At 41.9% G+C, this 23,311-nt stretch carries 23 protein-coding genes; 9 read left to right on the top strand and 14 right to left on the bottom strand.

Annotation, left to right across the window (positions count from 1 at the left end):
* The first annotated feature begins 33 nt into the window (after window positions 1-33).
* Window positions 34-1,305 (top strand): serine--tRNA ligase, encoded by a 1,272-nt coding sequence (gene serS / locus G457_RS0117520; protein WP_026947606.1) that lies wholly within the window; start codon window positions 34-36, stop codon window positions 1,303-1,305.
* Between the two features lie 55 nt (window positions 1,306-1,360).
* A complete protein-coding gene (locus G457_RS0117525; protein ID WP_026947607.1) occupies window positions 1,361-1,783 on the top strand; it encodes a nuclear transport factor 2 family protein in 423 nt (140 codons plus the stop codon).
* On the opposite strand, the gene coaE is transcribed toward G457_RS0117525, so the two are convergent.
* The 7 genes from coaE to G457_RS0117560 form a co-directional block, all read right to left on the bottom strand.
* Window positions 1,778-2,374 carry a dephospho-CoA kinase gene (gene coaE, locus G457_RS0117530; protein ID WP_026947608.1) on the bottom strand — a complete coding sequence of 199 codons (597 nt, stop codon included), beginning with the start codon at window positions 2,372-2,374 and terminating at the stop codon, window positions 1,778-1,780. The genes G457_RS0117525 and coaE overlap by 6 nt on opposite strands.
* The gene (locus G457_RS0117535; protein ID WP_026947609.1) at window positions 2,364-3,332 is read right to left on the bottom strand and encodes a YbbR-like domain-containing protein; all 969 of its coding nucleotides are present in this window, start codon (window positions 3,330-3,332) and stop codon (window positions 2,364-2,366) included. Before G457_RS0117535 ends, coaE begins: the two co-directional genes overlap by 11 nt.
* 8 nt (window positions 3,333-3,340) lie before the next feature.
* Entirely contained in the window at window positions 3,341-3,652 is a 312-nt protein-coding gene (gene yajC / locus G457_RS0117540; protein ID WP_026947610.1) for a preprotein translocase subunit YajC, read from the bottom strand.
* A 7-nt stretch (window positions 3,653-3,659) separates the two neighbouring features.
* Window positions 3,660-4,196, bottom strand: a complete 537-nt coding sequence (locus tag G457_RS0117545) for a DUF1573 domain-containing protein (protein WP_026947611.1) — start codon at window positions 4,194-4,196, stop codon at window positions 3,660-3,662.
* A gap of 2 nt (window positions 4,197-4,198) precedes the next feature.
* A complete protein-coding gene (locus G457_RS0117550) occupies window positions 4,199-4,498 on the bottom strand; it encodes a YtxH domain-containing protein (RefSeq protein ID WP_026947612.1) in 300 nt (99 codons plus the stop codon).
* A gap of 8 nt (window positions 4,499-4,506) precedes the next feature.
* On the bottom strand, window positions 4,507-5,682 hold the full coding sequence (gene nusB / locus G457_RS0117555) for a transcription antitermination factor NusB (RefSeq protein ID WP_026947613.1): 1,176 nt from the start codon (window positions 5,680-5,682) through the stop codon (window positions 4,507-4,509).
* A 118-nt stretch (window positions 5,683-5,800) separates the two neighbouring features.
* Window positions 5,801-6,901: a Glu/Leu/Phe/Val dehydrogenase dimerization domain-containing protein gene (locus tag G457_RS0117560; protein ID WP_026947614.1), complete on the bottom strand. Its 1,101-nt coding sequence runs from the start codon at window positions 6,899-6,901 to the stop codon at window positions 5,801-5,803.
* Window positions 6,902-7,054: 153 nt separating this feature from the next.
* Between G457_RS0117560 and G457_RS0117565 the strand changes: the two genes are divergently transcribed.
* Window positions 7,055-8,851, top strand: coding sequence for an ABC transporter ATP-binding protein (locus G457_RS0117565; RefSeq protein WP_026947615.1), 1,797 nt, complete (start codon window positions 7,055-7,057; stop codon window positions 8,849-8,851).
* 289 nt (window positions 8,852-9,140) lie between these two features.
* Complete coding sequence (locus tag G457_RS0117570) at window positions 9,141-9,458, top strand: hypothetical protein (RefSeq protein WP_024283744.1); 318 nt, start codon at window positions 9,141-9,143, stop codon at window positions 9,456-9,458.
* Window positions 9,459-9,489: 31 nt separating this feature from the next.
* Here G457_RS0117570 and G457_RS0117575 read toward each other — a convergent pair whose 3' ends face one another.
* The 7 genes from G457_RS0117575 to hemW form a co-directional block, all read right to left on the bottom strand.
* Window positions 9,490-10,854: a peptidylprolyl isomerase gene (locus G457_RS0117575; protein ID WP_035484245.1), complete on the bottom strand. Its 1,365-nt coding sequence runs from the start codon at window positions 10,852-10,854 to the stop codon at window positions 9,490-9,492.
* A 27-nt stretch (window positions 10,855-10,881) separates the two neighbouring features.
* Window positions 10,882-12,876, bottom strand: coding sequence for a peptidylprolyl isomerase (locus G457_RS0117580; RefSeq protein WP_035484246.1), 1,995 nt, complete (start codon window positions 12,874-12,876; stop codon window positions 10,882-10,884).
* An 89-nt stretch (window positions 12,877-12,965) separates the two neighbouring features.
* A complete protein-coding gene (locus tag G457_RS0117585) occupies window positions 12,966-13,379 on the bottom strand; it encodes an ATP-binding protein (RefSeq protein WP_026947618.1) in 414 nt (137 codons plus the stop codon).
* A 7-nt stretch (window positions 13,380-13,386) separates the two neighbouring features.
* A complete protein-coding gene (locus G457_RS0117590; RefSeq protein WP_026947619.1) occupies window positions 13,387-13,719 on the bottom strand; it encodes an STAS domain-containing protein in 333 nt (110 codons plus the stop codon).
* A gap of 10 nt (window positions 13,720-13,729) precedes the next feature.
* Window positions 13,730-15,793: a GAF domain-containing SpoIIE family protein phosphatase gene (locus tag G457_RS0117595; protein WP_026947620.1), complete on the bottom strand. Its 2,064-nt coding sequence runs from the start codon at window positions 15,791-15,793 to the stop codon at window positions 13,730-13,732.
* A 105-nt stretch (window positions 15,794-15,898) separates the two neighbouring features.
* Window positions 15,899-16,204: a DUF721 domain-containing protein gene (locus G457_RS0117600; protein ID WP_026947621.1), complete on the bottom strand. Its 306-nt coding sequence runs from the start codon at window positions 16,202-16,204 to the stop codon at window positions 15,899-15,901.
* 3 nt (window positions 16,205-16,207) lie between these two features.
* The gene (hemW, locus tag G457_RS0117605) at window positions 16,208-17,329 is read right to left on the bottom strand and encodes a radical SAM family heme chaperone HemW (RefSeq protein ID WP_026947622.1); all 1,122 of its coding nucleotides are present in this window, start codon (window positions 17,327-17,329) and stop codon (window positions 16,208-16,210) included.
* A gap of 1 nt (window position 17,330) precedes the next feature.
* Between hemW and G457_RS0117610 the strand changes: the two genes are divergently transcribed.
* The 5 genes from G457_RS0117610 (at window position 17,331) to porK (ending at window position 23,307) form a co-directional block, all read left to right on the top strand.
* Window positions 17,331-19,082 (top strand): POTRA domain-containing protein, encoded by a 1,752-nt coding sequence (locus G457_RS0117610; protein ID WP_162142719.1) that lies wholly within the window; start codon window positions 17,331-17,333, stop codon window positions 19,080-19,082.
* A gap of 3 nt (window positions 19,083-19,085) precedes the next feature.
* Window positions 19,086-20,204, top strand: a complete 1,119-nt coding sequence (locus G457_RS0117615) for a DUF4271 domain-containing protein (protein ID WP_026947624.1) — start codon at window positions 19,086-19,088, stop codon at window positions 20,202-20,204.
* 24 nt (window positions 20,205-20,228) lie between these two features.
* Window positions 20,229-21,002, top strand: a complete 774-nt coding sequence (locus tag G457_RS0117620; protein ID WP_024283734.1) for a uroporphyrinogen-III synthase — start codon at window positions 20,229-20,231, stop codon at window positions 21,000-21,002.
* A 76-nt stretch (window positions 21,003-21,078) separates the two neighbouring features.
* The gene (locus tag G457_RS0117625) at window positions 21,079-22,056 is read left to right on the top strand and encodes a PorP/SprF family type IX secretion system membrane protein (RefSeq protein ID WP_051260903.1); all 978 of its coding nucleotides are present in this window, start codon (window positions 21,079-21,081) and stop codon (window positions 22,054-22,056) included.
* A 156-nt stretch (window positions 22,057-22,212) separates the two neighbouring features.
* Window positions 22,213-23,307: a T9SS ring complex lipoprotein PorK/GldK gene (gene porK / locus G457_RS0117630; protein WP_026947626.1), complete on the top strand. Its 1,095-nt coding sequence runs from the start codon at window positions 22,213-22,215 to the stop codon at window positions 23,305-23,307.
* Window positions 23,308-23,311: the final 4 nt, after the last annotated feature.

Below are 23,311 nucleotides of genomic sequence, written 5' to 3' on the forward strand. Positions count from 1 at the left end.
TCTTTGCGATTTACCACAATTTTGATTTAATACATGCTACTTGTCAATCAAATCCGAGAAAACTTTGATGCTGTTTTAGCCGGTTTACAAAAAAGAAATTTCCCTGATGCTACTGCTGTTTTGGAGCAGGTGATCGCCTTAGACGATCAGCGTAAATCATCCCAAACCCAGCGAGATCAACTTCAAGCCGAATCAAACAGTATTTCCAAGCAAATCGGGGTCTTGATGAAGAACGGTCAACGAGAGGAGGCTGAAAAAGTCAAATCTCGGACTGCTGAGTTGAAAACCGAGATCAAAGCGTTGGAGGATTCAACAACTCAGGCAGAGGAGGATCTAAAGGCTTTACTTTATACTATTCCGAATATCCCTCATCTTTCCGTTCCTGCCGGAAAATCGGCTGATGATAATGAGGTGGTTTTGGAAAATGGTGTCATTCCTACCCTGCATGAGGATAAGTTGCCGCATTGGGAACTGATCAAAAAATACGATATCATCGATTTTGACCTGGGTGTAAAAATTACCGGTGCGGGTTTTCCTGTTTACAAAGGAAAAGGAGCGAGGCTTCAGCGTGCATTGATTAATTTTTTCTTGGACGAAGCTCTGAAAGCAGGCTTTGTGGAGGTTCAGCCACCCATCTTGGTCAATGAGGATTCTGGCTATGGTACGGGTCAACTTCCTGATAAAGAGGGACAGATGTATCATGCCACTGCGGATAATTTGTATTTAATCCCAACGGCTGAAGTTCCAATCACTAACTTGTATCGAGATGTGATTTTATCCGAGGAGGAGTTGCCGGTAAAGAATGTTGGTTATACGCCTTGTTTTCGAAGAGAAGCTGGAAGTTGGGGAGCTCATGTCCGGGGATTGAATCGCTTGCATCAATTTGACAAAGTAGAGATAGTTCAAATTACACACCCGGATAAATCCTACGAGGCTTTGGAGCAAATGAGTTCCTATGTACAGGGGCTTTTGCAGAAGCTTGAGCTTCCTTATCGAGTTCTCCGTCTTTGTGGAGGTGATATGGGCTTTACTTCTTCCTTGACTTATGATATGGAGGTTTACTCTGCTGCCCAAGAGAGGTGGCTTGAAGTGAGCTCAGTTTCTAACTTTGAAACCTACCAGAGTAATAGATTAAAGCTACGCTTCAGAGGAGAGGATAGGAAAACGCAATTGGCACATTCCTTAAATGGATCAGCTTTAGCACTTCCTCGAATTGTAGCGGCAATTCTTGAGAATAACCAAGAAGCAGATGGTATCCGCATGCCAGAAGTATTGCATGGTTATCTGGGATTCGATAGAATATAAATAAGCTAAACCGTCCGACTATCGGACGGTTTTTTCATTTTAAATCCGATCTACAATGAAAAAGATCTTTGTTTTATTCGCTTTTCTGGTTTTGGTAAATTTCTCCTATGCTCAAGAAGAGTCTGATAGAGAGCTGATTATTCAAACTGTTCAACTTTACTTTGATGGGATGATGGAACGGGACCGTTCGAAGTTGGATCAGGCGTTTTTACCAGAGGCAAGATTAATTGGCTACCGAGGAGAAAATCTGACCATCACGGATTTTGAAACTTGGGCTAGTGGTACGGCAAAGGGGACTCCAAGAGATACCAATGAGTATAAAAATAACATCGTTTCCATTCGAGTACAGGGGAATACCGCTTCAGTGGAAACAGAGCTCTATTGGCCTGGAATCTATTACTATGATTTTTTGACCTTGATAAAGGTGAATGGGACCTGGAAAATTGTCCACAAAAGTTGGACAGAGAAAAAACTATGAGGATAGCTGTTGATGAATAGCTAATACCTGAGGTATTAATAGCGTATTTTCCTTGTTTTTAATGATGTAGTCAGCCTTTTCATTTTTCTCCTCGTCAGGTAGCTGTTGATCAATAATATGATTGACCTGATCTGCAGTTCGGTGTGGATCACGCATCAGAACTCTCGCGATTCTAATTTTCAGCGGTGAGCTTACATTGATGACCGCGTCAAGCTTCTTTTCTTGGCCCGTCTCGAAAATTAAGGCAGCTTCTTTAAGAACATAGCTGCCATTTTGAGCAGAAGCCCATGCTTCAAAATCCCTTCCTACTGCCGGGTGCACAAGGCTATTGATGATTTTTACTTTCTCAGGATCGCTAAAAACCTTTTCAGCTAAATATGGCCGATTGAGTTGATCGTTTTTATCATAGCTTTCCTCACCAAAAGCAATCTTTATTTGCTTTTTTAACTCCTGGTCTTCATTCATGAGCTTCTTGGCTCGGTCATCGGCATAATAAACCGAAACCCCCAGGATTTCAAAAATTTTTGCAACGGTGGATTTTCCAGAAGCAATTCCTCCTGTCAAACCCACGATTTTGGGCTTAGTTGCCATAGATCAATTTAAAACTACTGGGTTCTACTCTTACCTGATCCAAAAATTCCGGCAATGGACTGACTTGAATTGAGATTGTGGAATCTTCCTTGTTTCTCCTCGAATAATTTAAAACTGCCTCAAATTCCAAATCTTTTAGCTGATCAGTTTTCCGCTCATCCACCAAGTAATACATCATTACGATAGGCTCTTCCTCTTCCAAGTTTACCGATCTGGGGAAATTCACCTTTTTCAATTTTAGGCGTTTGTTCCCCTCCAAAAAAGCAACCACTTCAAGTTCTACCTTTATTTCTTCGGTTTCTAAGGTCACAAACTCAGCCAATTCTTTTGAGATTTTTAAAGGGATATTTTTAGAAATATTCTGATCAATTCTGTTTTCGTCTAGGGAAATGGGGAATTTCCCTTCGTAAAGGTCCAGAATGCTTGAGGGGCCTTTCAAGGTAATTGTATTGGGCTCAAAAGTCGGATTAGAAAGCATGCGGATGTTTTTCCCTAGAGAGTAGCTAGTAGAGTCTAGGGTTGGTGTGAGTTTGATAGTACGAATCGGATCGATTTGGAACTTTAGACTATCAGTCCCAAGATTTAAAAGTTGGGTGGGGGAAATAAATTCACTTAAACTCCTTCTCACAACAGCAGTCAGAAGGTAGTCATTGGCTGCAGGTCGATCAAGCTCAACGACGAAAGGCTGTACATTGACTTGAAAATATTTTTGAAGCAGATCCCATCCATTTCCGTTGATCTCGATTTCTATACTGGATGGTAAAGGTTTCACAGCCATAAACTGCTCCTGATCGAATTCGAATTCGATTGGATAATCCACAATGGTGGTGTAGTCCTCTTTATTGAGAGCATTTAAAATCCAAAAAGTGGTAGCCGCTGCGACGCAGAGAACTACCACTTTGATATTGGAGACTTGTTTGGGGCTTATTCCCCTTTTGGACTGTTTAGTTTCCGGCAAAATTCAACTTATTTTGAAGTTTTTTTGGTGAAATCTAGACTAATCGCTGACTTTTCAACGGTTACTTTAAATCCGCGATCGAGTTCCATCGTCACTGTGTCGCCATCGATCGAAGAGACTTTTCCATGAAGTCCACCAATGGTGACGATTGGATCGCCTTTTTTGATTTCCTCAATGAATTTTTTTGTCTCTTTTTGTTTTTTCTGCTGTGGACGGATCATGAAGAAATACATGATCAGAATGATGGATCCAAATAGGAAAACCTGTCCCATGATGCCTGCACCTCCAGCGGAGGCTTGAGCCAAAATACTTGTTATCATTTGTTATTTATCGCTTTACTGGTCCAACGGGAGCAGGGCCTCCAGCTTTCGGTGTAACATTACCACGCAGTCTCAATCGAGTCACGGTTGGGTTGGTATTAGCTTGGATGGTTACTGTCGGAGCTTGTGCACCAGACTTAGCAGTTGAGTTGAAAACCACCTTCACAAAACCAGTTTCTCCTGGGTTAACCGGAGTTTTGGTCCAGTCAGGGCTAGTACAGCCACAAGATGCCGTAATGTTTGAAATTACTAGTGGAGCTTGTCCATTGTTAGTGAAGTTGAAAACTCGCTCTACAACTTGTCCTTCGTTGATGGTACCGAAGTTGTATTCCATTTCTTCAAACTGGAATGCTCCCAATGTTGCCGGATCGGCAGCTTGAGTAGTTTGAGCGTTCACAGGAGTGATGGATGATCCTTTCGCTTCCAATTGAGCAATTTTATCCTCTAGCGCTTTGATTTTCTCATCCTGCTGGGCCTTTTGACTGCAAGCTCCTAAAGAAAGGGCTGCGACTGCTGCTGCGATGCTTAGAATTCTAAGTTTCATAATCAGTTGTCTTTATTGATTTGGTCGATTAATTTATTTACGTCGTTAAGTAGATTTTCTGCCTTGTTTTTAGCGTCGTTGATCACTCGCTTACCCTCTGTTTTTGCTTCGTTGAGGTGTAGCTCTTTTCCTTCCACGAGTTCATCGATGAGTTCTTCCAACTCGTTTTTATATTTTTTAAGTCTGTAGGAAAGTCTATCGCGGGTATTGCTTCCTGTATCAGGCGCAAACAAAATACCCAATGCAGTACCAACGCCTGCTCCAAGTACAAATGCTATTAATGAATTGCTGCTCTTGCTCATAGTTTCTGTTATTTATTGTCCAAAAGTCCTCTTCCGCTCTTACGGATTTTTCCCTTTTCAGTTAACTCTTTTGACATCACATCCAAAAGGCCGTTTACAAACTGCTTACTTTTCGGTGTGCTGTAAGTCTTCGAGATATCTATGTATTCGTTGATGCTGACTTTTACAGGAATGCTTGGGAATTGCTGCATTTCTGTAATTGCCATAGAGATGATCACCTTATCGGTGAAAGCCAGTCGGTCAATGTCCCAATTTTTGGTTTTTTGAGCGATCAGCTCCCTGTTTTCTGCACCTCTCTCGATGGTGAAGTTAAAGATATTTTGAAAAAACTCCTTATCTTCCTCCCAGTTCATCGCAATTTCAGGTAGATCTGAAACTTCACTGTTCAGGACATTTTTGAAAACTTTTGCTGCCAAACTTCTCACGACAGCTTTGTTCTCTGTCCAATTAAGGTCCTTTTCAGAAAAGTAGTTCAGAATTACCTCATTTTTGAAAATAATTTTCTTCAAAATGGCCTCTACTACCTCTTCATCCTGCTCAGCAGTCGGTTGGTCGATGCCTAAGTAAGCTTGATATTCCTCGGAAGGCTTGACATAGTCCCGGAACCATTCCTTGATCTCAAGCTCAATGTCGTCCAAGTTGACATTGTTTTTAGCTAAAGCGGCTTGATATGCGGGAGAGTTTCGAAGTTTTTCGAGAATTTGATTCCGGTGTAAGTTCAATTCGGAGGAAAATTCCACTGCTTGGCTCCCTGACAGTTTGCGCTTTCTTTCGTATTCCTTCCCTACATGGTCTGCAAATGCCTGGATCAATTCAATCGCCGTGAGATAGAGTTGGGGAATTCGCTCGGCTGATGTGACCATGTTTTTAAGCAAAAATTCCCGGTCTCTCAGGTTAGCGTTTCGATATTGAACAATGGCTTCTTTGACAGCTTTTTTGACTTTTGGGCTGGCATCAGATCCCTCAATGGCATCTGTGTTGTTTAGGTTTTTTTCAAAAATCTCCAAAGCCAACTGGGCCTCTCTGTTCAAGGCGGCTTTGTCCTGAACTTCCATGCTATTTAGATCAGGAAGGAAGGATTCTTTGATGAAATCGCGAGCGAGATTATGATTGGATGCCTTGCACTGTTCGTAGGCATAGAGGTTCTGAAAAGCTTTGACCCTGAGGATTCTTCGATTTAGCATAATTAGTCAAACGAGCTGCAAATATAGTCATTTTGATTGGGCTTATTCGCCCGGATCGCTCATAAAAAAGCCACCGAAGCAATACGGTGGCTTTTAGATTTAAGCGAGTTTATTCTTTTTAAAAGGGTAACTTAACTCTACCGATAGCAGCTATTCGCTCTTTTGCAACTTGAATAGCTGCCTGCTGGGCAGGGATTTGCTCTTTTTCGGATTTATCCAAAATGCCTAGGCAAGTATCATATATTTTTTCAGTCTGCTTGAAGACTGTTTCTTGCTGATAATCTCCAAGGTATTCAGCTCCGACGTTGATTACTCCTCCTGCATTGATAAGGAAGTCAGGAGCATAGACGATTCCTTTTTCCAAAAGAATTCGACCATGCTTTTCTTCATCCTTCAATTGGTTGTTGGCACCACCGGCAATCACAGCACACTTCAATCGGTCGATGGTGTCATCATTGACTGTAGCACCTAATGCACAAGGCGCATAGATATCCATGTCCAAGTCGTAAATTAACTCTGGGTCGACGGCAAGTGTACCGGTTTCACGAGCCACCTTTTTGAGCTTATCTTCAAAAATATCTGTTACCAATACTTCTGCGTTTTCCTTTACTAAGTATTCGATCAGGTATTTTCCGACTTGCCCCACACCTTGCACGACAATTCGCTTTCTAGCCAAATTATCAGATCCAAAGGCTTTTTTGGCTGCTGCCTTCATCCCAACATATACGCCATAAGCTGTGACAGGAGATGGATCGCCTGCGCCACCTTTGATTTGAGGAAGGCCAGTGACATGTCGGGTTTCCATGGAAATATGTTCCATGTCTGCGGTGTTCATATTGACATCTTCCGCAGTCACATAGCGTCCTCCCAAACTTTCTACAAATCGGCCAAATCTTCTCAAAAAGGCCTCGCTTTTCAAGCTTGGATCTCCGATAATGACTGCCTTTCCTCCTCCAAGATTGAGACCGGCGAGGGAGTTTTTGAAGGTCATCCCTCTTGAAAGTCTCAAGACGTCTGTGATAGCTTCAGCCTCCGAAGCATAGGGCCACATGCGTGTGCCTCCCAATGCTGGGCCTAAAGTAGTATTATGAATGCCGATGAGGGCTTTTAGTCCAGTGGCTGCGTCATGGCAGATCACGAGTTGCTCGTGATCCATATTTGTGATTTGTCCAAAAATGGATCCTTCTTGCACTGTTTCGGAAGCTTTGGTTTGTAACATGTGAACTTCGCTGGTTAGATTGTGTTATATTTGGGTTCTTGCTTGAATTCCTCAAACCCGATTGATACAAAATTAAATACTTTTATCAGCGAGCAAAGGAATAATTCGCCCAAGTTTCATGAATAGATTTCTAATTTCAAAAGCTTTTATTTGGTGAGACCACTTTGGAGACTTAATAAGTATTTATACAAATACAAGGGCCTGTTGCTTTTGGGGATTTTTTTTACGGTGATCTCAAACATCTTCGTAATTATTCCCGCGCAGTTGGTTCGTTTGGCCATAGATTATGTGGTGGAAAGTTTTTCCATTTTTAAGCCAATTCAGCTTGGAGGAATGGGGGAAGAAGCACAGGAAATTTTCCTAAAGTTTGTCTTCATATTCGGACTTCTGATTTTGGTAATGGCACTTTTGAGAGGTTTTTTTCTCTTTCTTATCCGTCAGACCATCATTATCATGTCTAGGAGAGTCGAGTATGATCTAAAGAATGAGATTTTCGAAAAGTACCAAAGCCTTCCCTTAAGTTTTTACAGAAAAAATAGCACCGGGGACTTGATGGCAAGAATCACTGAAGACGTGAGTCGCGTTCGGATGTATTTAGGGCCTGCCATCATGTATGGGATGAACTTGCTGATTCTTTTTCCTTTGGTTATCAGCTACATGATTTCTGTCAATCCTGAATTGACTTTGTATTCCCTTCTTCCGCTTCCGGTACTTTCTGTTTCCATCTATTTTGTCAATAATTTGATCAATGAGCGATCAGAGAAAATTCAACGTAGCCTTTCCGGACTGAGCACTTATGTGCAGGAAGCTTTCTCAGGCATCCGAGTGCTAAAGGCTTTTGTGCGGGAAAATGACAGCGTTCGGGATTTTGCGACTGCCAGTGAGGATTATAAAGAAAAGTCCATCCGACTTACTAAAGTCAACGCCCTGTTTTTCCCTTTGATCATGGCCTTGGTGGGGATTTCGACCATCATCACGGTCTATATCGGAGGTCTTCAGGTGATCAATGGAGAGATTGGTTATGGGGTCATTGCTGAGTTTATTTTGTATGTAAATATGCTGACCTGGCCGGTGACTTCACTAGGTTGGGTGACAAGTATCGTACAGCGAGCGGCTGCCTCTCAGACACGTATCAATGAGTTTTTGGATGAGAAAAATGATATCCGTAGCACGGAAAATCTTGAGATACCTGTCAAAGGAAAAATTACCGTGAAAGACTTGAGCTTCGACTATCCGGATACAGGAGTCAAAGCACTGAAGAATGTAAGTTTCGAGATCGGAGCTGGAAAAACTCTGGGAATCATCGGAACTACAGGGTCTGGGAAGTCTACTATTGCAAATCTTCTGATGCGCATGTATGATCCTTCTTCAGGAGAAATCCTTATTGACGATCGGCCGATTCAATCTTTTGATATTTCGTATCTAAGGAAAAACATAGGCTTTGTACCTCAAGACGTCTTCTTATTTTCTGATACAATCGGGAATAATATTGCCTTTGGGATAGATCATCCGGATAAAGCGATCATCGAGCAAGCTGCCAAATATGCGGACGTGTACAATAATATTGTTGACTTCACCAAGGGCTTTGACACCATGCTAGGCGAGCGAGGTATTACGCTTTCCGGTGGGCAAAAGCAACGAGTTTCGATCGCGCGGGCTATCGCAAAAGAACCTCAAATCCTGATCTTGGACGATTGTCTTTCTGCGGTCGATACTAAAACGGAAAACGCCATTCTCAACGCCCTCAAAAAGATCATGAAGGATCGCACTTCTGTGATTATTTCGCATCGAGTTTCCTCCGCAAAGCTAGCCGATCACATCATCGTATTGGATGACGGAGAACTTATCGAGCAAGGAACACACGAAACGCTGATGGAGAAAAGAGGTGCCTATGCGGAGCTTTATGAAAAGCAGACTCAAGCGGGAGAGTCCATTGAGTCTGATGTTTGATTTTTTGATTATAGGTAATAAATTCTCGCCTTATCTTTAAATCTTATTTAGCTGGAAGTAGGAAGAAAGAAGCTTCTGAAATGCTCAAACTTTCCGTTTAATTTAGCTGTGATGCCATTCTAACTTGCAGTAAAATAGATAATCATATTTGTTGTCTGATTTTCCAATGGATTGACACTCGCTTGATTCTATGGGATTTATGATTGACTCAAGCGATTATTTGGTTTGATAAAACAAAGAGATGCAAAGAATTTTTTAACTTACTCTATCCATCTAAACCCCTAGCACCGTGGAAGATCAAAGAAGCGGTATCAGTGATATCGAGAAAACCCTACAAGAGGTAGGAAAGAAAATAGAGGAGCTAATTGCAAAAGGCACAGAAGCAGGAGGAGAGGTCAAGGAAGAAATCGAAAAGAAGATATCTGAGTTGCGAGAGAATAAAACTACGCTCGAAGAAGAACTCAAAAAAGGCAAGGAAATGCTCGAGCGAGAATTCAAAGAAAAGAAAGAAGAATACGAGCCCAGACTGAAGGAGTCCAAAGGCTTTTTCCTCGAAGGTTTCCGGCAACTGGGATTGGCATTCAAATCCCTTTTTTCTAAAAAATAAAAAAAGGCCGGAAGTCCGGCCTTTTCAAATTCTACCTACCTGCAAGGGCATTGCAGCGGTCGTAGGCCGGATCAATATCGATGAAGACATCTTCTTTGGCCGTTACAAACCACACACTCAAAAGATCATCTTCTTTCTTTCGGAGCGCGGCAGCTTTCATTTTTTCATAGTCATCATTCAGATTAGCCCGATGAGCAGGATATCTGTTTTGATAATATAAGATTCGAAGCTTGGTGCCTTCTCTTGGATCTTCGAATTGGATGGGTTTGGTAATCGTACCTACCTCCATGCTATCAATTGTGAAGTATAAGACAGGGTCTTCAAGCGTTCTGAGCGTCAATCTGTTTGAGCTAGTACCTGGATCGGTAAAATAGCCTCCGTTGTCCGAAGTAGCTCTATCATCGGAGTTTTCCTTGGCTGCTTTAGCAAACTCAATATTGCCCTCCATGATCTCCGTCCGTAGACTATCCAGAAATCTTTCAGTTCTTTGGATGTCTTCTTCGGTAGCTTTAGGCACCATCAGAATGTGTCGGGTATTGTAAGTGGCACCTCTTACCTCAAGAAGCTGAATCATGTGAAAACCAAACTGTGTTTCTACTGGATCACTGATTTCTCCCTGTCTGAGGGCCAATGCAGTTGCTTCATATTCAGGAGCTAGTTGACCTCTTCCAAAAAATCCCAAATCACCTCCCTGAGCAGCAGATCCCGGATCCTCCGAATACCTTCCTGCCAAATCTGCAAAGTCTGCTCTTCCAGCCAAAATATCCTCCTTAAAGTTTAGCAATTGATCGTAGATCTTTTGTTTGGTCTGCTCATTGACTTCAGGCTTTTTGACAATCTGACCTACCGTCACTTCGGCAGAAAAGAAAGGAAGCGAATCTGTTGGGATACTTTCGAAGAAGGCACGAACCTCTGCTGGAGAAACCGTCACTCCCTCTGTGATTTTATCCCGCATACGCTGTACGACCATCTGCTCTTCGATTAGATCGTACATCTCTGATTTCAGTTGATCTGCTGTTTTGCCGTACATCTGAAGGATCATATTTTCATCTCCTCCAATCTGCTGCAATACCATGCTGAATCTATTTTCAGTCTGCAATTCCACTTCTGCTGGAGCCACGACTACTGAGTCGATTTCGGCTTTCGCCACCATTAATTTATTTACCAGTAGGGTTTCGAATACCTCACATCGGGTAGGAGGAGTGATTCCCTGCTGAGATTGCGCGATGGCTTCGATGAAAGTTCGCTGCACATCAGACTCTAGGATAATGTTGTTGTCTACTTTGGCTACAATCTTATCCAACACCTGCCCTGAGGTAGGGTCGTCTTGTGCAAAAGAAGCATTGAGGGAAAGAATAAAACTGAAGGCTAGTAGGGTGTATTTAAGTTTACTCATTGTAGATGTAAAACGAATGCTTTTGAATTATTGGTTAAGTGCTACGAAAGCTTCTTCTTTGATGGTTTCGTTGATCTCCACAGGATATTTAGCGCGGAGTTTTTTGATGAGTTGCTTATCTAGGTACTCTTGATAGTCCCGAATGACAATTCCACGGGTTTCTTCGAATTCTTTAGACCCTGCGGGGAATATTTCACCGGTAAGGACTAGGTGCAAATGCCCGTCGATCTCGATTTCTTGATAGGAAAGATTTTTATCCATGCGGGAAAGGACGGCTTGGTCAGGAATTTCCATCAGACCAGATTCTATTTGGTAGGCGAGGGGATACTGATCTGCAATTTGGGTTTGGAAGTTATTGACCAATTCTTCTGAGTAGGTTTTCCCATTTAAAAAGGTCCTCGCCTCATTGACCCGATTCAAGTCCAATACTTTTACAATCAAAGTCTCGGCACGTTCTTTCCACTGATAGTTCTCCCGGTTTTCTTGGAAGTATTTCCTTTGTCCTGCCGAATCCTGAATGCCTTTTTGCCATACCTCCTCATTCATTAAAGAAAAGAGCAAAATACCATCCCGATATTCTTTGTAGAGCATTTGATATTCTGTGTTGTTTTCAGCGAGATCCTTTTCCTCGAGTTGGGATAGTATTTTAGAGGAATAGCGGTCAAACCAAACATCAAATGCTTGGGCATTTGGAGGAAGTCTTCTTTCCTCTGCAGCAATAAATGCCAGAAAATCATTAATCATGAACTCCTGTCCACCAGCCGTAAAAAGGATGCTGCTCCGTTCTCCTAATTCGTCGATTTTGGATTGAAATTCTGAAGGACTGACTGAGTTTAAATTGCTTTCCAGTAGTGAAACCAAAGGCTCATTTTCCTGAAAACCATAGCGGGCTTTCTGAATAGCAAGCTCCTGCGTATGAATCATGCTTGAGCGAGAGTCGCGCAGAATCCGAGAGCGAATCATAGGTTCCAATTGCTCAAAACTATCCAAGTTCTTTCTGTCCTCCAGTCTCAAAATATGATAGCCATACCGGGTTTTGATCGGAGGGGATACTTCACCTATCTCACTTAGTGAAAACGCTGCCAATTCAAATTCGGGAATCATATTCCCAACAGAAAACCATGGTAATTCGCCACCTTTTTGACTAGTAGCAGGATCTTCGGAATAGTTTTTCACGATATCACTCCATAGCGTACTTGGCTTTTGGATTTCGGCGTAGACATCAGATATTTTTCTGCGGGCCCGATCTTCCGATGTAGGATCTTCTTCATCCACTCGAACAAGGATATGAGAAACTTTGACCTGTCCGGGATTAGGTCTGCGGTCAGTGACTTGGATGATATGATATCCAAAATTGGTCAAAACCGGATCAGATACCTCTCCCGGCTGAAGCATAAATGCCGCATCTTCGAAAGGCTGTACCATTTGAAGGGAAGAGAAATATCCGAGATCTCCTTCATTGCTTTGTGCAGAAGGATCTTCTGAATAGTCTTTAGCAAGTTCATTGATGCTAACGCCTTGCTCAATTTCTTCCTTTAGCTTGAGAGCCATCTTCAGCACTGCAATGGAATCATCGGTATTGGCATTGGGAGGAAAGCGAAGCAAAATATGACTTGCTCGAATGACTTCCTGCATTCGGGAGTAAGCTTTGCGAAGCTCACCTTCTTCCAGGGAGTTTTTTATCAGGAATGGAGCTTTCAAGTTTTCTTTGAAAGACTCAAACTCTCGCTCAAACTCTTCTGTCTGATGTAGTCCCTGCGCTTCCGCTTCGACTACTTTCAGTTTGTAATTGATAAATAAGGCTAGGTTTTCTTCGAATTCTTCCCGGGTTAGGCCCATGGAATTGCCTTCAGAAGTGGCTCCTTTCCCTACCAAGTAGATAAACTCGTTCAAAGGGACTTCCTGATCTCCGACTTTTAGCAAGGTAGCATCCTGTCCGGCTACAGGATGGGTAGCGGTCAGTGTTATCGTACAAAAAGCCAAAAATATAAATATGGACTCCGAAAGGGACCGATTAGTCATGAATGAGATTGCTTTCAATTTTGCTGCAATGATACAAAAATAGGATGATTTTGAGTGAATTGCCTGTTCACTCTTGCTTTTAACATGAATTAGGATTGAAAAAATTTGATCAGCCTGCAGGTATTGGTACCCTGATGACTTTCAAATTGGATTTCATCCATGATCTTTTTTACCAAAATAATGCCAAGACCGCCTTTTCGCTTCTCGGATATGACCCGCTGAATATCCGGAGCCTCATATTGTAATAAATTAAAAGCCTCCCCTTGGTCTTCTATTTCAAAAACTATCCGATCGGGTAAATCATTCATGCTTAAAAATATATGATCCCGGCCATTACACTTATGGGAATGAATAATCAAATTAGCGCATACCTCTTCCACTGCCAAGGTGACTTGGTGCCGGTCTCTTTCTGAAAGGCTTGTCGACTCGAGCTGCTGCTCGAGAAAGCGCCTTAATTCAGCGAGGGCCGAAGTTTGACAGGAAAGCTGAATCTTCTGCTTCATAAAGTGATTACTGGGCTAAGGCTGATTCCTTATCCGGGAATATTGATATCAATTGATCTAATCCAAGTATCTGGAAGACTTCATAGACACGGGGTTTTAGTCCAAAGATTTTCAACGACACACCTTTCTCCTGAAAATCCTCCAAATAGGACATGAAAACTCCTAGGCCTGCGGAGGAAATGTAATCAATATGAGTGCCGTCTACGAGAATGGATCTGGCTCCGCTTTCTGAAAGATGACGGATCGATTCGTCGAGTTGGACTGAATTACTTGCATCGATTTCCCCAGAAGGAGTCAGAATGTGATGTGTATTTTCAATTTGTGTATCTATGGTTAGCATATTTTCATAATTAAGTGAATTTCACTACCATCATCGAGTAATCGTCATCGATAAGCCCATTTCCACCTACAAAATTGTGGAGCGTATCGATCAACATAGCTTGAATTTCTTTTGGAGTTAAAGAATGATTGATTTCCAACAGGCTTCTAGCTCGTTCGAAGCCAAATTGCATAGCTTTTTGATTTTTAGCTTCAATGATCCCGTCTGTGAAAAGCACCATTACGTCTCCTTCGTGATAGGTGAATTCTTTTTGATCAACGTGCTTTTCATATTGCATGTTTCTTAAAATTCCCAATCCTAGCCCCCCTGATTCCAAATAGGTGGCTTTTTGACTCTTGGCATTGAAGTACAAGGTGGGGACGTGTCCAGCCCGCGCATAACGAATGAGTTTTTGAGAGGTGTTGATTTCAAAGACTGATGCCGTGATGAAGTGATTTCTCTCCAGACATTTACTGAGTGCAGCATTGGATCTGATCATAAACTCGCCCGGGCTGAGATTGAGCTGAATCAAGCTCTGAAAGACTCCTTTCATCTGAGCCATGTGGAAAGCGGCAGAGGTTCCTTTTCCTGATACATCACCAATAATCAGGACATATCGGTCTTCAGCTTGCTGAAAGGTGTCATAATAATCACCTCCCACTTCATCAGCAGCGTTGGAATAAGCACAGATTTCAAATGAACTGTGATGATCCAGCCGATCAGGAAGCAATGCCTTTTGTACGCGCTGTGCAATTTTTAGTTCCTCTTGGTAGCGTTCGTTTTCGATGGCCTGGTTGAGGAGGCGGTGGTTTTCTACAGCAATACTTGCCTGTCGGGCAAATGTGCTGATGATATTGATCATTTCTTTGTTGAAACCATCCTTGATCTCTTTGCAGAGCACCATTCGGCCGATTACGGACTTGTTGATCACCAGAGGGACTAATAGAAGCGATTGGTATTTTCCTTTTTTGACTTTCAGGGAAAATGGTTCCAGAGTATCCGCTTTTTGACTGCTAGCCCATTCTTGAGCAGCTTGACTTGACTCTAAAGTGTCGGATAGTTCTGGAAGTTCTTCTTTTTCAATCCATCGAACCTGCGTAATCGACTCGTTTTTTTCGGACTGATACATCTCCAGCCAAGCTCCATCTGCAAATGATGCACTCATCGAAGAATCCAAAAGGATATCGAGCACATTTTCTTCGTTTTCTTCGGGCTGAATCGACTGACTGAGCCTTTGAAAATTGATGGCTTCCGTGAGCTTTTGCTCAAATACCGAAGAAGTCGGGAGATTGAACAGTGTCACCAAAAAGCTGAAAAGAGAATAAATAAATACGAAGACGTAAAGCGCAATAAGGAAAAGATTATCCAATAGATTGATCGGATAGATTTGCCGCTCGCCAGACAAGGCATTTGCCTGCAGGAAAAGATAAATAGAGGTCAAAAGAATTACCGAAAGGAAAAGAAGAGACTTCCATTTTTCTTTATATGTCAGGTAAGGAATCCATTTAAGATTCACAGATAAAAACCCACCTAAAATCATCAGGATGACAAAGGCAAAAATAAAACTGTAGCCAAAGGTGTCTTGGGTGAAATAAACAAAAAACATCGCTACAAGCAGGCCGATCTCGAAGGTTTGCCATTGCTGCACGACCTTTTTTGTCTTTTGGTACAGGATGAGTTTTTTCCAGAGTAAAGTCGTGGAAATCAAAAAGACCGTGATCAGGGCAAAATGGACGTGATAAAAGAAGTTTTTGAGAAAAGGCTCCTCGGCAAGATTCGAATCACCCAAGAAAAGGTAAAAGAGCTGAATGATCAGAAAAGTTGCTGAAGCAAAAATACCCGTGGAGGCGGATCGCCAAATGAGATTCAAAAACTCATTGTTGGCATTTTGCTGAAAATTCCGAGTGTAAAAACTGTAAACCGATAGAAAGAATAGAATCTCTAAGGTCCAGGTCACAGCTGGAGCAATCCCGGAGTTGAGATTATTGATCTCTCCAAAAAGCCGGACTAAATCCACAAATAGCAGAGACAGCCATATCAAAATGGATAGTAGCAGGCTAAGCCTTCCGATATGTACTGAGGGCAGCTTGATCATGGAATTACTATCCCAATATTACTCAAAGGGATTGGAAAAATAGTGCTAAGGCACTTTTTGGTAACTCTCGTTTTGTTAAAAAATTATAAGAGACTTCTAAAATTTTTACAGGCAAACCAGGTCTTCAATCACATCTGCGCCATATCTCTCCTCAATTAGACGGAGAATTTTACTCTTGTTCATTTGAATTTCCCTTTTTACCGGGCCTGAGGTGATTTTCACAAAGAGTTTTTTATCCCGGATGAAAACAGACTGCGTACGATCTCCGATGGTTTTCCCTACCAAGCTACTCCAATCGTGAATCAATGATTTTTCGCGGAACTTACCCTCAAGCCTGTAGGTTTTTAGAAGTTCCTGAAAGGCTTCTTCCAATGGAGCGGCATCTTTTTTTCTTCCTGTGAAATTATTCATCGATCAATAAAATAATGATTGGGCAATGCTATCGGCTAATAGTTTCCCGGATTTGCTCAAAGATAGGCGATTTCCATTCCAAACCAGCCAGCCTTCCGATTCTAATTTTTCCAGATGGGAGCGTTTTTCCATCTTCAGATCTTTTCCATAGGTTGATTTGATCAAATCAAAATCAGCTCCCCAAGAAGTACGAAGAGCTGTAAGCAAGTATTCATTGAGCCGGTCGATTTCGTCCATAGGATCTTCCGTGTAGATAATCCTTTCATTTTGGATGCTCTTAAGATAAAGGGCATTATTCGAGGGGTTGAAACCTCGGTTTTTTCCATCAAAGGAGTGTGCTCCAGGTCCTAGCCCAAGGTACGGCTCACCTTTCCAATAACTGGAATTGTGGAAAGATTCCTGACCGGGAAGAGCGAAATTGGAAATTTCATACTGAAGGTACCCTGCGCGCTCAGTTTTGATTTGTAGCATCTCAAATTGCTCTGCGACAAAGTCTTCCTCAGCAGGCTGGAATTTTCCTTTTTCGGTCCAATTTCCCAATGCGGTCTTGGGTTCTACGGTCAAGGCATAGCAGGAGAGATGCCCGGGATTTTGGGCAATAGCAAGGCTTAGGTCTTTTTCCCAAATCGAATGATCGGCATGTGGAAAACCATAAATCAAATCCATGCTAAACTTTTTGAATCCTGCATTTCGAGCTCTCTGAATAGCTTGAATGGATTCTTCTGCAGAATGGGCACGATTGTAAAATGTCAGCACCTCATCCTGGAAGCTCTGAATTCCCAAGCTCAGACGGTCTATTCCCAACTTTTGCCACTGATCCAGCTTAGCTTCTGTCAGGTCGTCTGGATTAGCCTCCAGTGTCACTTCCTGAAGATCAAGGGTAAAATTTTCTTTGATTGTATCAAAAATCTCCTTCAACCAATTAGGCTCTGCGAGGGAAGGAGTTCCTCCTCCCAGATAAATAGTTTGGATTGTTTCGCCTTGCAAAAATTCTTTTCTCAACTCAGCTTCATGAGCTATTTGCCGGAGCATCTCCTCAAAGCGGCTTGTATTGGTGCTAAAGTGAAAGTCACAATAGTGACAGGCCTGCTTGCAAAAGGGGATATGAATGTAAATTCCAGCCAAATTGATTAGGTTTAATTCTGCAAATATAAGTGTTTCAATTCCCGCTGTGTTTATTCGTCAGTTTCTGATTCTGCTACTTTCCTTTTGGCTACTTGGCACCATCCAGGCCCAAACCAATTTTTGGTTGGGTTGGCAGGGAGCTAATGAAAAAACTGACGTAAGATGGCAAGTATTCGGGGACTCACTCGGGAGAAAAGTAGCCATTGATTCTGTCTTAAGTAGCCTTCGGTCGAATGGGTATTTGGGAGCCTCTGTTGATCGGCTTCAAGAATCTGGGGATTCACTTTGGGTAGAGATTTATGAAGGTCCAAAGATTGATCGAGTAGCACTTACATCCAAAAGCCTTCCAACACAGTGGCGAGAAGATTTGGAGAAAAAGGGGGCTCTTTCCTTTGAGGAGGTCAATAGTTTTTTTGGGGAAGTGCTGGATTGGGCAGACGAGACAGGTTATCCATTTGCCTCCCTTCAATTGGACAGTCTCAATCGCGATGGAGATCAAGTTTTTGGACAGGTAGATTTCCAAAGTGGGCCTTTGATTCTTTGGGATAGCGTTCAGATTGAAGGCAATTCGGTGACCAAGAAGACCTATTTACAGCGTTTGACGGGAATTCATCCCGGCGATCCATTTTCACAAAAGGATATTGAACGCTCACTTACTACTATTCGTCGCAGTCCTTATTTTCGGCTTCAGGGACAGCCTCGGCTTGATTTTAGACTTCAAAAAGCCAGTCCTGCTTTCCGGCTTGAAGACCGCAAAGCCAATGTCTTGGATGGTATTTTGGGCGTTTTGCCCAATGAAAACGAGCCTGGTAAAGTGCTTGTCACCGGGCAACTTGATTTGGCGCTGTATCATCTAGGTGGAAAGGGACGAGATGTGGAACTACACTGGCAGCGATTCAATGAATTGACCCAAAGTTTGAGCCTTAGAGCAAAAGAGTCTTTTGTTTTTGGCTCCCGCCTTGATGTGTCAGGAGAGTTTAGTCTACTTAAGCAGGATACAAGCTTTGTCAATAGGAAGTTGGGATTACGCTTTGGCTACCGGAGTACAAATTGGTTGTATTTTGATTTTTTCGTGAGAAGGCAAGCTGGTGATTTGATCAGTACGTTGGCCTATTCAGAGGCGGAGGTTTTGCCTGAATTGGCAGACTTCCGATGGACAGAATATGGGGTTAATGCACGAATGGACTGGTTGGATGATGCGATTTCCCCACGGAAAGGAGGCATGATTCAGTTGACTTTTTCGGCAGGAAACAAGGAAATTTTACAAAACACGGGAATTCCTCCGGTCGCATACGAGGGGATAGACCTGAGGACCCCACAGTATGCTTTATCAGGTTTTGGGGAAAAGCATGTATTTATCACGAAAAATTGGGGCTTGTATTTCAGGGGTGCTGCTGGTTTGATTCGCAATGAAAACCTTTTCCAAAATGATCTTTATCGACTCGGAGGATTGCAAAGTATTCGGGGATTCAATGAAAATTTCTTCTTTGCCAGAGATTATTTTTACCTGAATGCTGAGCCACGACTCTTTTTTGGTGCAAATAGCTTCCTTTTTCTCTTTTCCGATTACGGCTTCATCGAAAACCCGTATTTTGCAGCACCAAATATTCAGCCGTTTTCACTTGGTGCTGGCCTGAATCTTGAGACGGGAAATGGGGTCTTTAGATTTGTCTACGCGGTGGGCAAAACCCAAGAGCAACCACTTTCTTTACAATTTTCAAAAATTCACTTCGGATATATCGTTCAGTTTTGAAACATGGTTAAAAAAGGTCTTTTACTTTTTCTCTTCAGTTTATGTTTTTTGATTACCTCTCATGGGCAGGTTTTAGAAGACTACAGCAATGATTGGGAGGAAAACTTGGTAAAAAACTGGTTTTCTTCTAGCGATCAATTAAGTCAATGGGTCGATATCAGGCAGTTTCCGGAGGCCTACCTAGTGATGCAGATTCCGGGGGAGACCATGGTTTTTGCGGGAGAGAGGCTTTGGTTTTATGCAGAGAAGGATACTTTACTTAGCAGAAAGGTCAAGGATTATCAACTGGAATTCGGTGTTGATTCCCTACAAATTAGACTTTTGGGAGACCAACTGGTGAAAGCTGAGGCTCTTTTGGAGAAGCGCTTAAACCCAACCTTTACAGTAGAGCAAAAGAAGGAGACCGCTGGTCCTAGTTTGGTTGAGAGAGATTTTGAGAGGCAGTCGGTCCGGGATTTTTTTATTATCGCTTTGTTGATTTGTCTATTTCTATTAGCAGGCTACAGACAAGCATATCCCTACGTGTTTTTCTCAGTTTTGAGCCCTAGGGGATTGGTTACCGCTGAGGATTTTTCTGAAGGAAGCAGTCTTCAGAAGTTCTTTTCCTTTGATGTCCTATTATTCGTATTGATTGTCAATATTCTTGCAGCACTATCGGGGGTTTTTGGATTGATTTTTTTTAGACAAGACCTAATCTATGCCTGGAGCGACGGGACTGCTTTGGATTTGTTGTTGATTTGGATGGTAGGGGCTATGGTAATATTTGGTCTGACGGTCTTGAAGTTTGTGGGTATTCGAATCACGGCTTTTGTGTTTGATTTGGGAAGAATGGAGTTTTCTCATTTTTTCTATTTGCTGAGGCTCATTGTATGGGTAAACCTGGTTTTTCTACTAGTGATATTCTTTTATTTGATGAATACATTTTCACAGGTGGAGACTTTTCTGATGACGTTCTATGAAGTGTTTTTCTGGATGTATTTGGTTGGAATTGCTTTTTTGTTTCTATCCATGATGAATAAACTGTCCTTTAAGAAATACCATTTATTTACTTACCTTTGCATCGCAGAACTGGTTCCGTTCCTGATTCTCGTGAAGTGGATCATGGATTTCGGTCAATATTAAACCAAAACATAAAGGAAAAGAAGCATGAGTGCAGCTACGAAGGACCGGCTAAGACCCGTGAAAAGTATTCTTGTCTCCCAACCAAAACCTACCAACGATAATTCTCCCTATTTTCAGCTTGCTGAGAAGTACAATCTCAAGATAGACTTTAGGCAATTTATTGAGGTACAGCCTGTGTCCTCCAAGGATTTCAGAAAGCAAAAAATCGACATTTTGAAGCATACAGCGGTGATTTTCACCAGTCGTAATGCTATTGATCATTTCTTTGCGATTTGTAAAGATTTCAAAATTGAGATGCCGGCTGATATGAAATATTTTTGTATCTCCGATCAAACTGCCCATTATCTTCAGAAGTACATTGTGATCCGGAAGCGAAAGCTTTTTGTTGGAACCAAAACAGCTCAAGATCTTTTTGATTATTTCAAAAAACATAAAAACGAGAAATATTTATTCCCTTGTTCTGATATCAGGAAGGATGATATTCCCGATTATTTGGCTAAAAATAATATTGACTTCACTGAAGCGATTATTTATCATACGGTAGCTGCTGACCTTTCGGACCTGGCTGATGTGAAGTATGATATTTTGGCTTTTTTCAGTCCTTCAGGAATCAAATCTCTTAAGGTAAACTTCCCTGAATTCGAACAGGGTCCTACTCGAATCGCTGCATTTGGGCCTACAACAGCCGAAGCAGTAAGAGAATTGGACTTGATTTTGGACATTGAAGCACCACTCCCAAATGCACCTAGCATGACCGGAGCCTTGGAGCTTTATATTAAAAAAGCGAATAATTTGTAATAATCGGAATCAAAATCAGTGGTTTTTCAGTTAAAATCCTTACAATAGTCCTTTGATCTGTAAAAACCACATATTGATGACTTTAGGGTTTAGACGGAAATCCATTTTTACTTCCATATTCTTGCTTTCGTTTCTCCTTTGGGGAAATGCATTTTCGCAGCAGGATGCGCAGTTTACACAATACATGTTTAATGGCATGTATTATAATCCGGCGTTTGCCGGTAAAGAAGGAGGATATAGATTCTCTGCCCTGCATCGTTCACAATGGGCTAATTACACCACTTCCAGTGGAACAGGAGGTGCTCCAGTGACCCAACTATTGACGGCACAAGGCCGTCTTGATTCCAAAAATATCGGCTACGGACTTACCGTGGTGAATGATCAAATAGGTGCTACCGGTAACTTAGAGATTAACCTTCAGGGTAGCTATCACAAGCAAATCAATCGTACTACACTCAGTTTTGGGGCTTATGTTGGAATGTTTTCCAGCGCGATTGATTATGGCGAGCTAATTGTCGTCAATCCTGAGCCTAACTTGCCTAGTTCAGGTAAGGAAAATTCAATTAATCTAAATTTTGGAGCAGGTCTCTTATTGGATAGAGGGAATTATTATCTTGGATTGAGCAGTAGACATATTAATCGTCCAAGTTTTGATTTCGGAGATGGAGGTTTTGCAAATCCATTAGAAAATCATTCCTATTTATTGGCTGGATATCGATTTAGGCCTATTGGGCAATTTAGAATTGAGCCAAGTTTCTTGTTGAAATCTGTATCTTTCAATAATTTTTCTTATGATGTGAGCGTTATTGCTACCCATCAAAATAAGATTACAGGAGGGTTAGCGTTTAGAGGGGAGGAATCAGTTTCTGTAATTCTAGGATATTCCCTTCTGCCTGATAATTCCCTGACCTTGGGATATTCCTTTGATTTGGTGATTAGTGGATTGGAAGCTAAGTCACCTACTAGCCATGAGTTGATGTTACGGTACAGATTGACCACAGTGACACGAGAGATAGAACGAGTAATTCAGAGGACACCGAGATTCCGGTTTTGATCCAAAGTAGGGTCGAATTAAAAGATAATTTGGCCAAAAAATAATGCTCTGAAAATTGGCAGGTTATTTGCATAAATGTGGAAAATTCAGCTAAATTTCGCCGATTGAGTAGTTTTTAAAATGGAAAATCATTTGATGATATAAAAAATGTCATTTATGTATAAAAAAATTAATCTACGATTAGCAAGTGTAACATTAGGACTTGCTATAGCCACAATCCTACCGGGTTGTGGGCTCTTTAACAAAAAAGGTACAGCGAGTGAAAAACTCAACCGGCGAGGTGAAGTGACGGGGGTGCCTAAAAGAGCCAATTGGCAACAAAACCTTCCCTACGATATGGTTCCTGTAAAGGCAGGTACTTTTTGGATGGGGCAATCTGACGAGGATATTGCTTTTTCGCAGTCTTCAATGAACAAGCAGATTACGATTTCTGAATTTTTTATGGATAAATACGAAGTGTCCAATAATAAGTATCGGCAGTTTTTAGAATCAGTAAAAAATGGAGAACTCACTTTTGGTACTCCAACAACTCTAAAAGAAGAACCACAATTTAATTATGAAGAGTTGAAACCTGATACGACCGTATGGTCTACCAGTTTTACTTTTCATTATGGTGATCCTTTAATGGAGTTTTACTTTGATCATCCTGCTTTTGATAACTATCCTGTGGTGGGTGTGACTTGGGATCAAGCTAAAAAGTACTGCGAGTGGAGGACCTATTACATGAATGCTAACGATGAGTATGACTTTGATATGCCTAGCTTCCGCTTGCCTACTGAGGCAGAATGGGAGTATGCAGCTAAAGGAGGAAAAGATGTTGCAAAATATCCATGGGGTGGTCCTTATCTTAAAAACAAGCGTGGATGTCTGATGGCTAATTTCAAGCCAGGAAGAGGTAACTATATCGATGATGGATTTGCCTACACAGCTCCTGTTGATGTTTTTGCTCCGAATGGTTTTGGATTGCACAACATGTCAGGAAATGTAGCAGAGTGGGTACTTGATGCTTATTCACCTACTTCTCGCACAGTGACATGGGATTTGGATCCTGTATATGATATTGAAACAGAGCCAAGAAAAGTAACTCGTGGCGGTAGCTGGAAAGATATCAATCACTATCTAGAGACTTCAACTCGTACCTACGAATATCAGGATGTGGCTCAGGCGCACATCGGATTCCGTACGGCGATGACATTCATCGGAAGATCTGGATCAATGGACGTAAAAACCAACCAAAGAAGAAGAAGATAATTCC

The sequence above is a fragment of the Algoriphagus marincola DSM 16067 genome (genome assembly GCF_000429405.1).
In the GTDB taxonomy this organism is placed as follows: Bacteria; Bacteroidota; Bacteroidia; order Cytophagales; family Cyclobacteriaceae; genus Algoriphagus; species Algoriphagus marincola.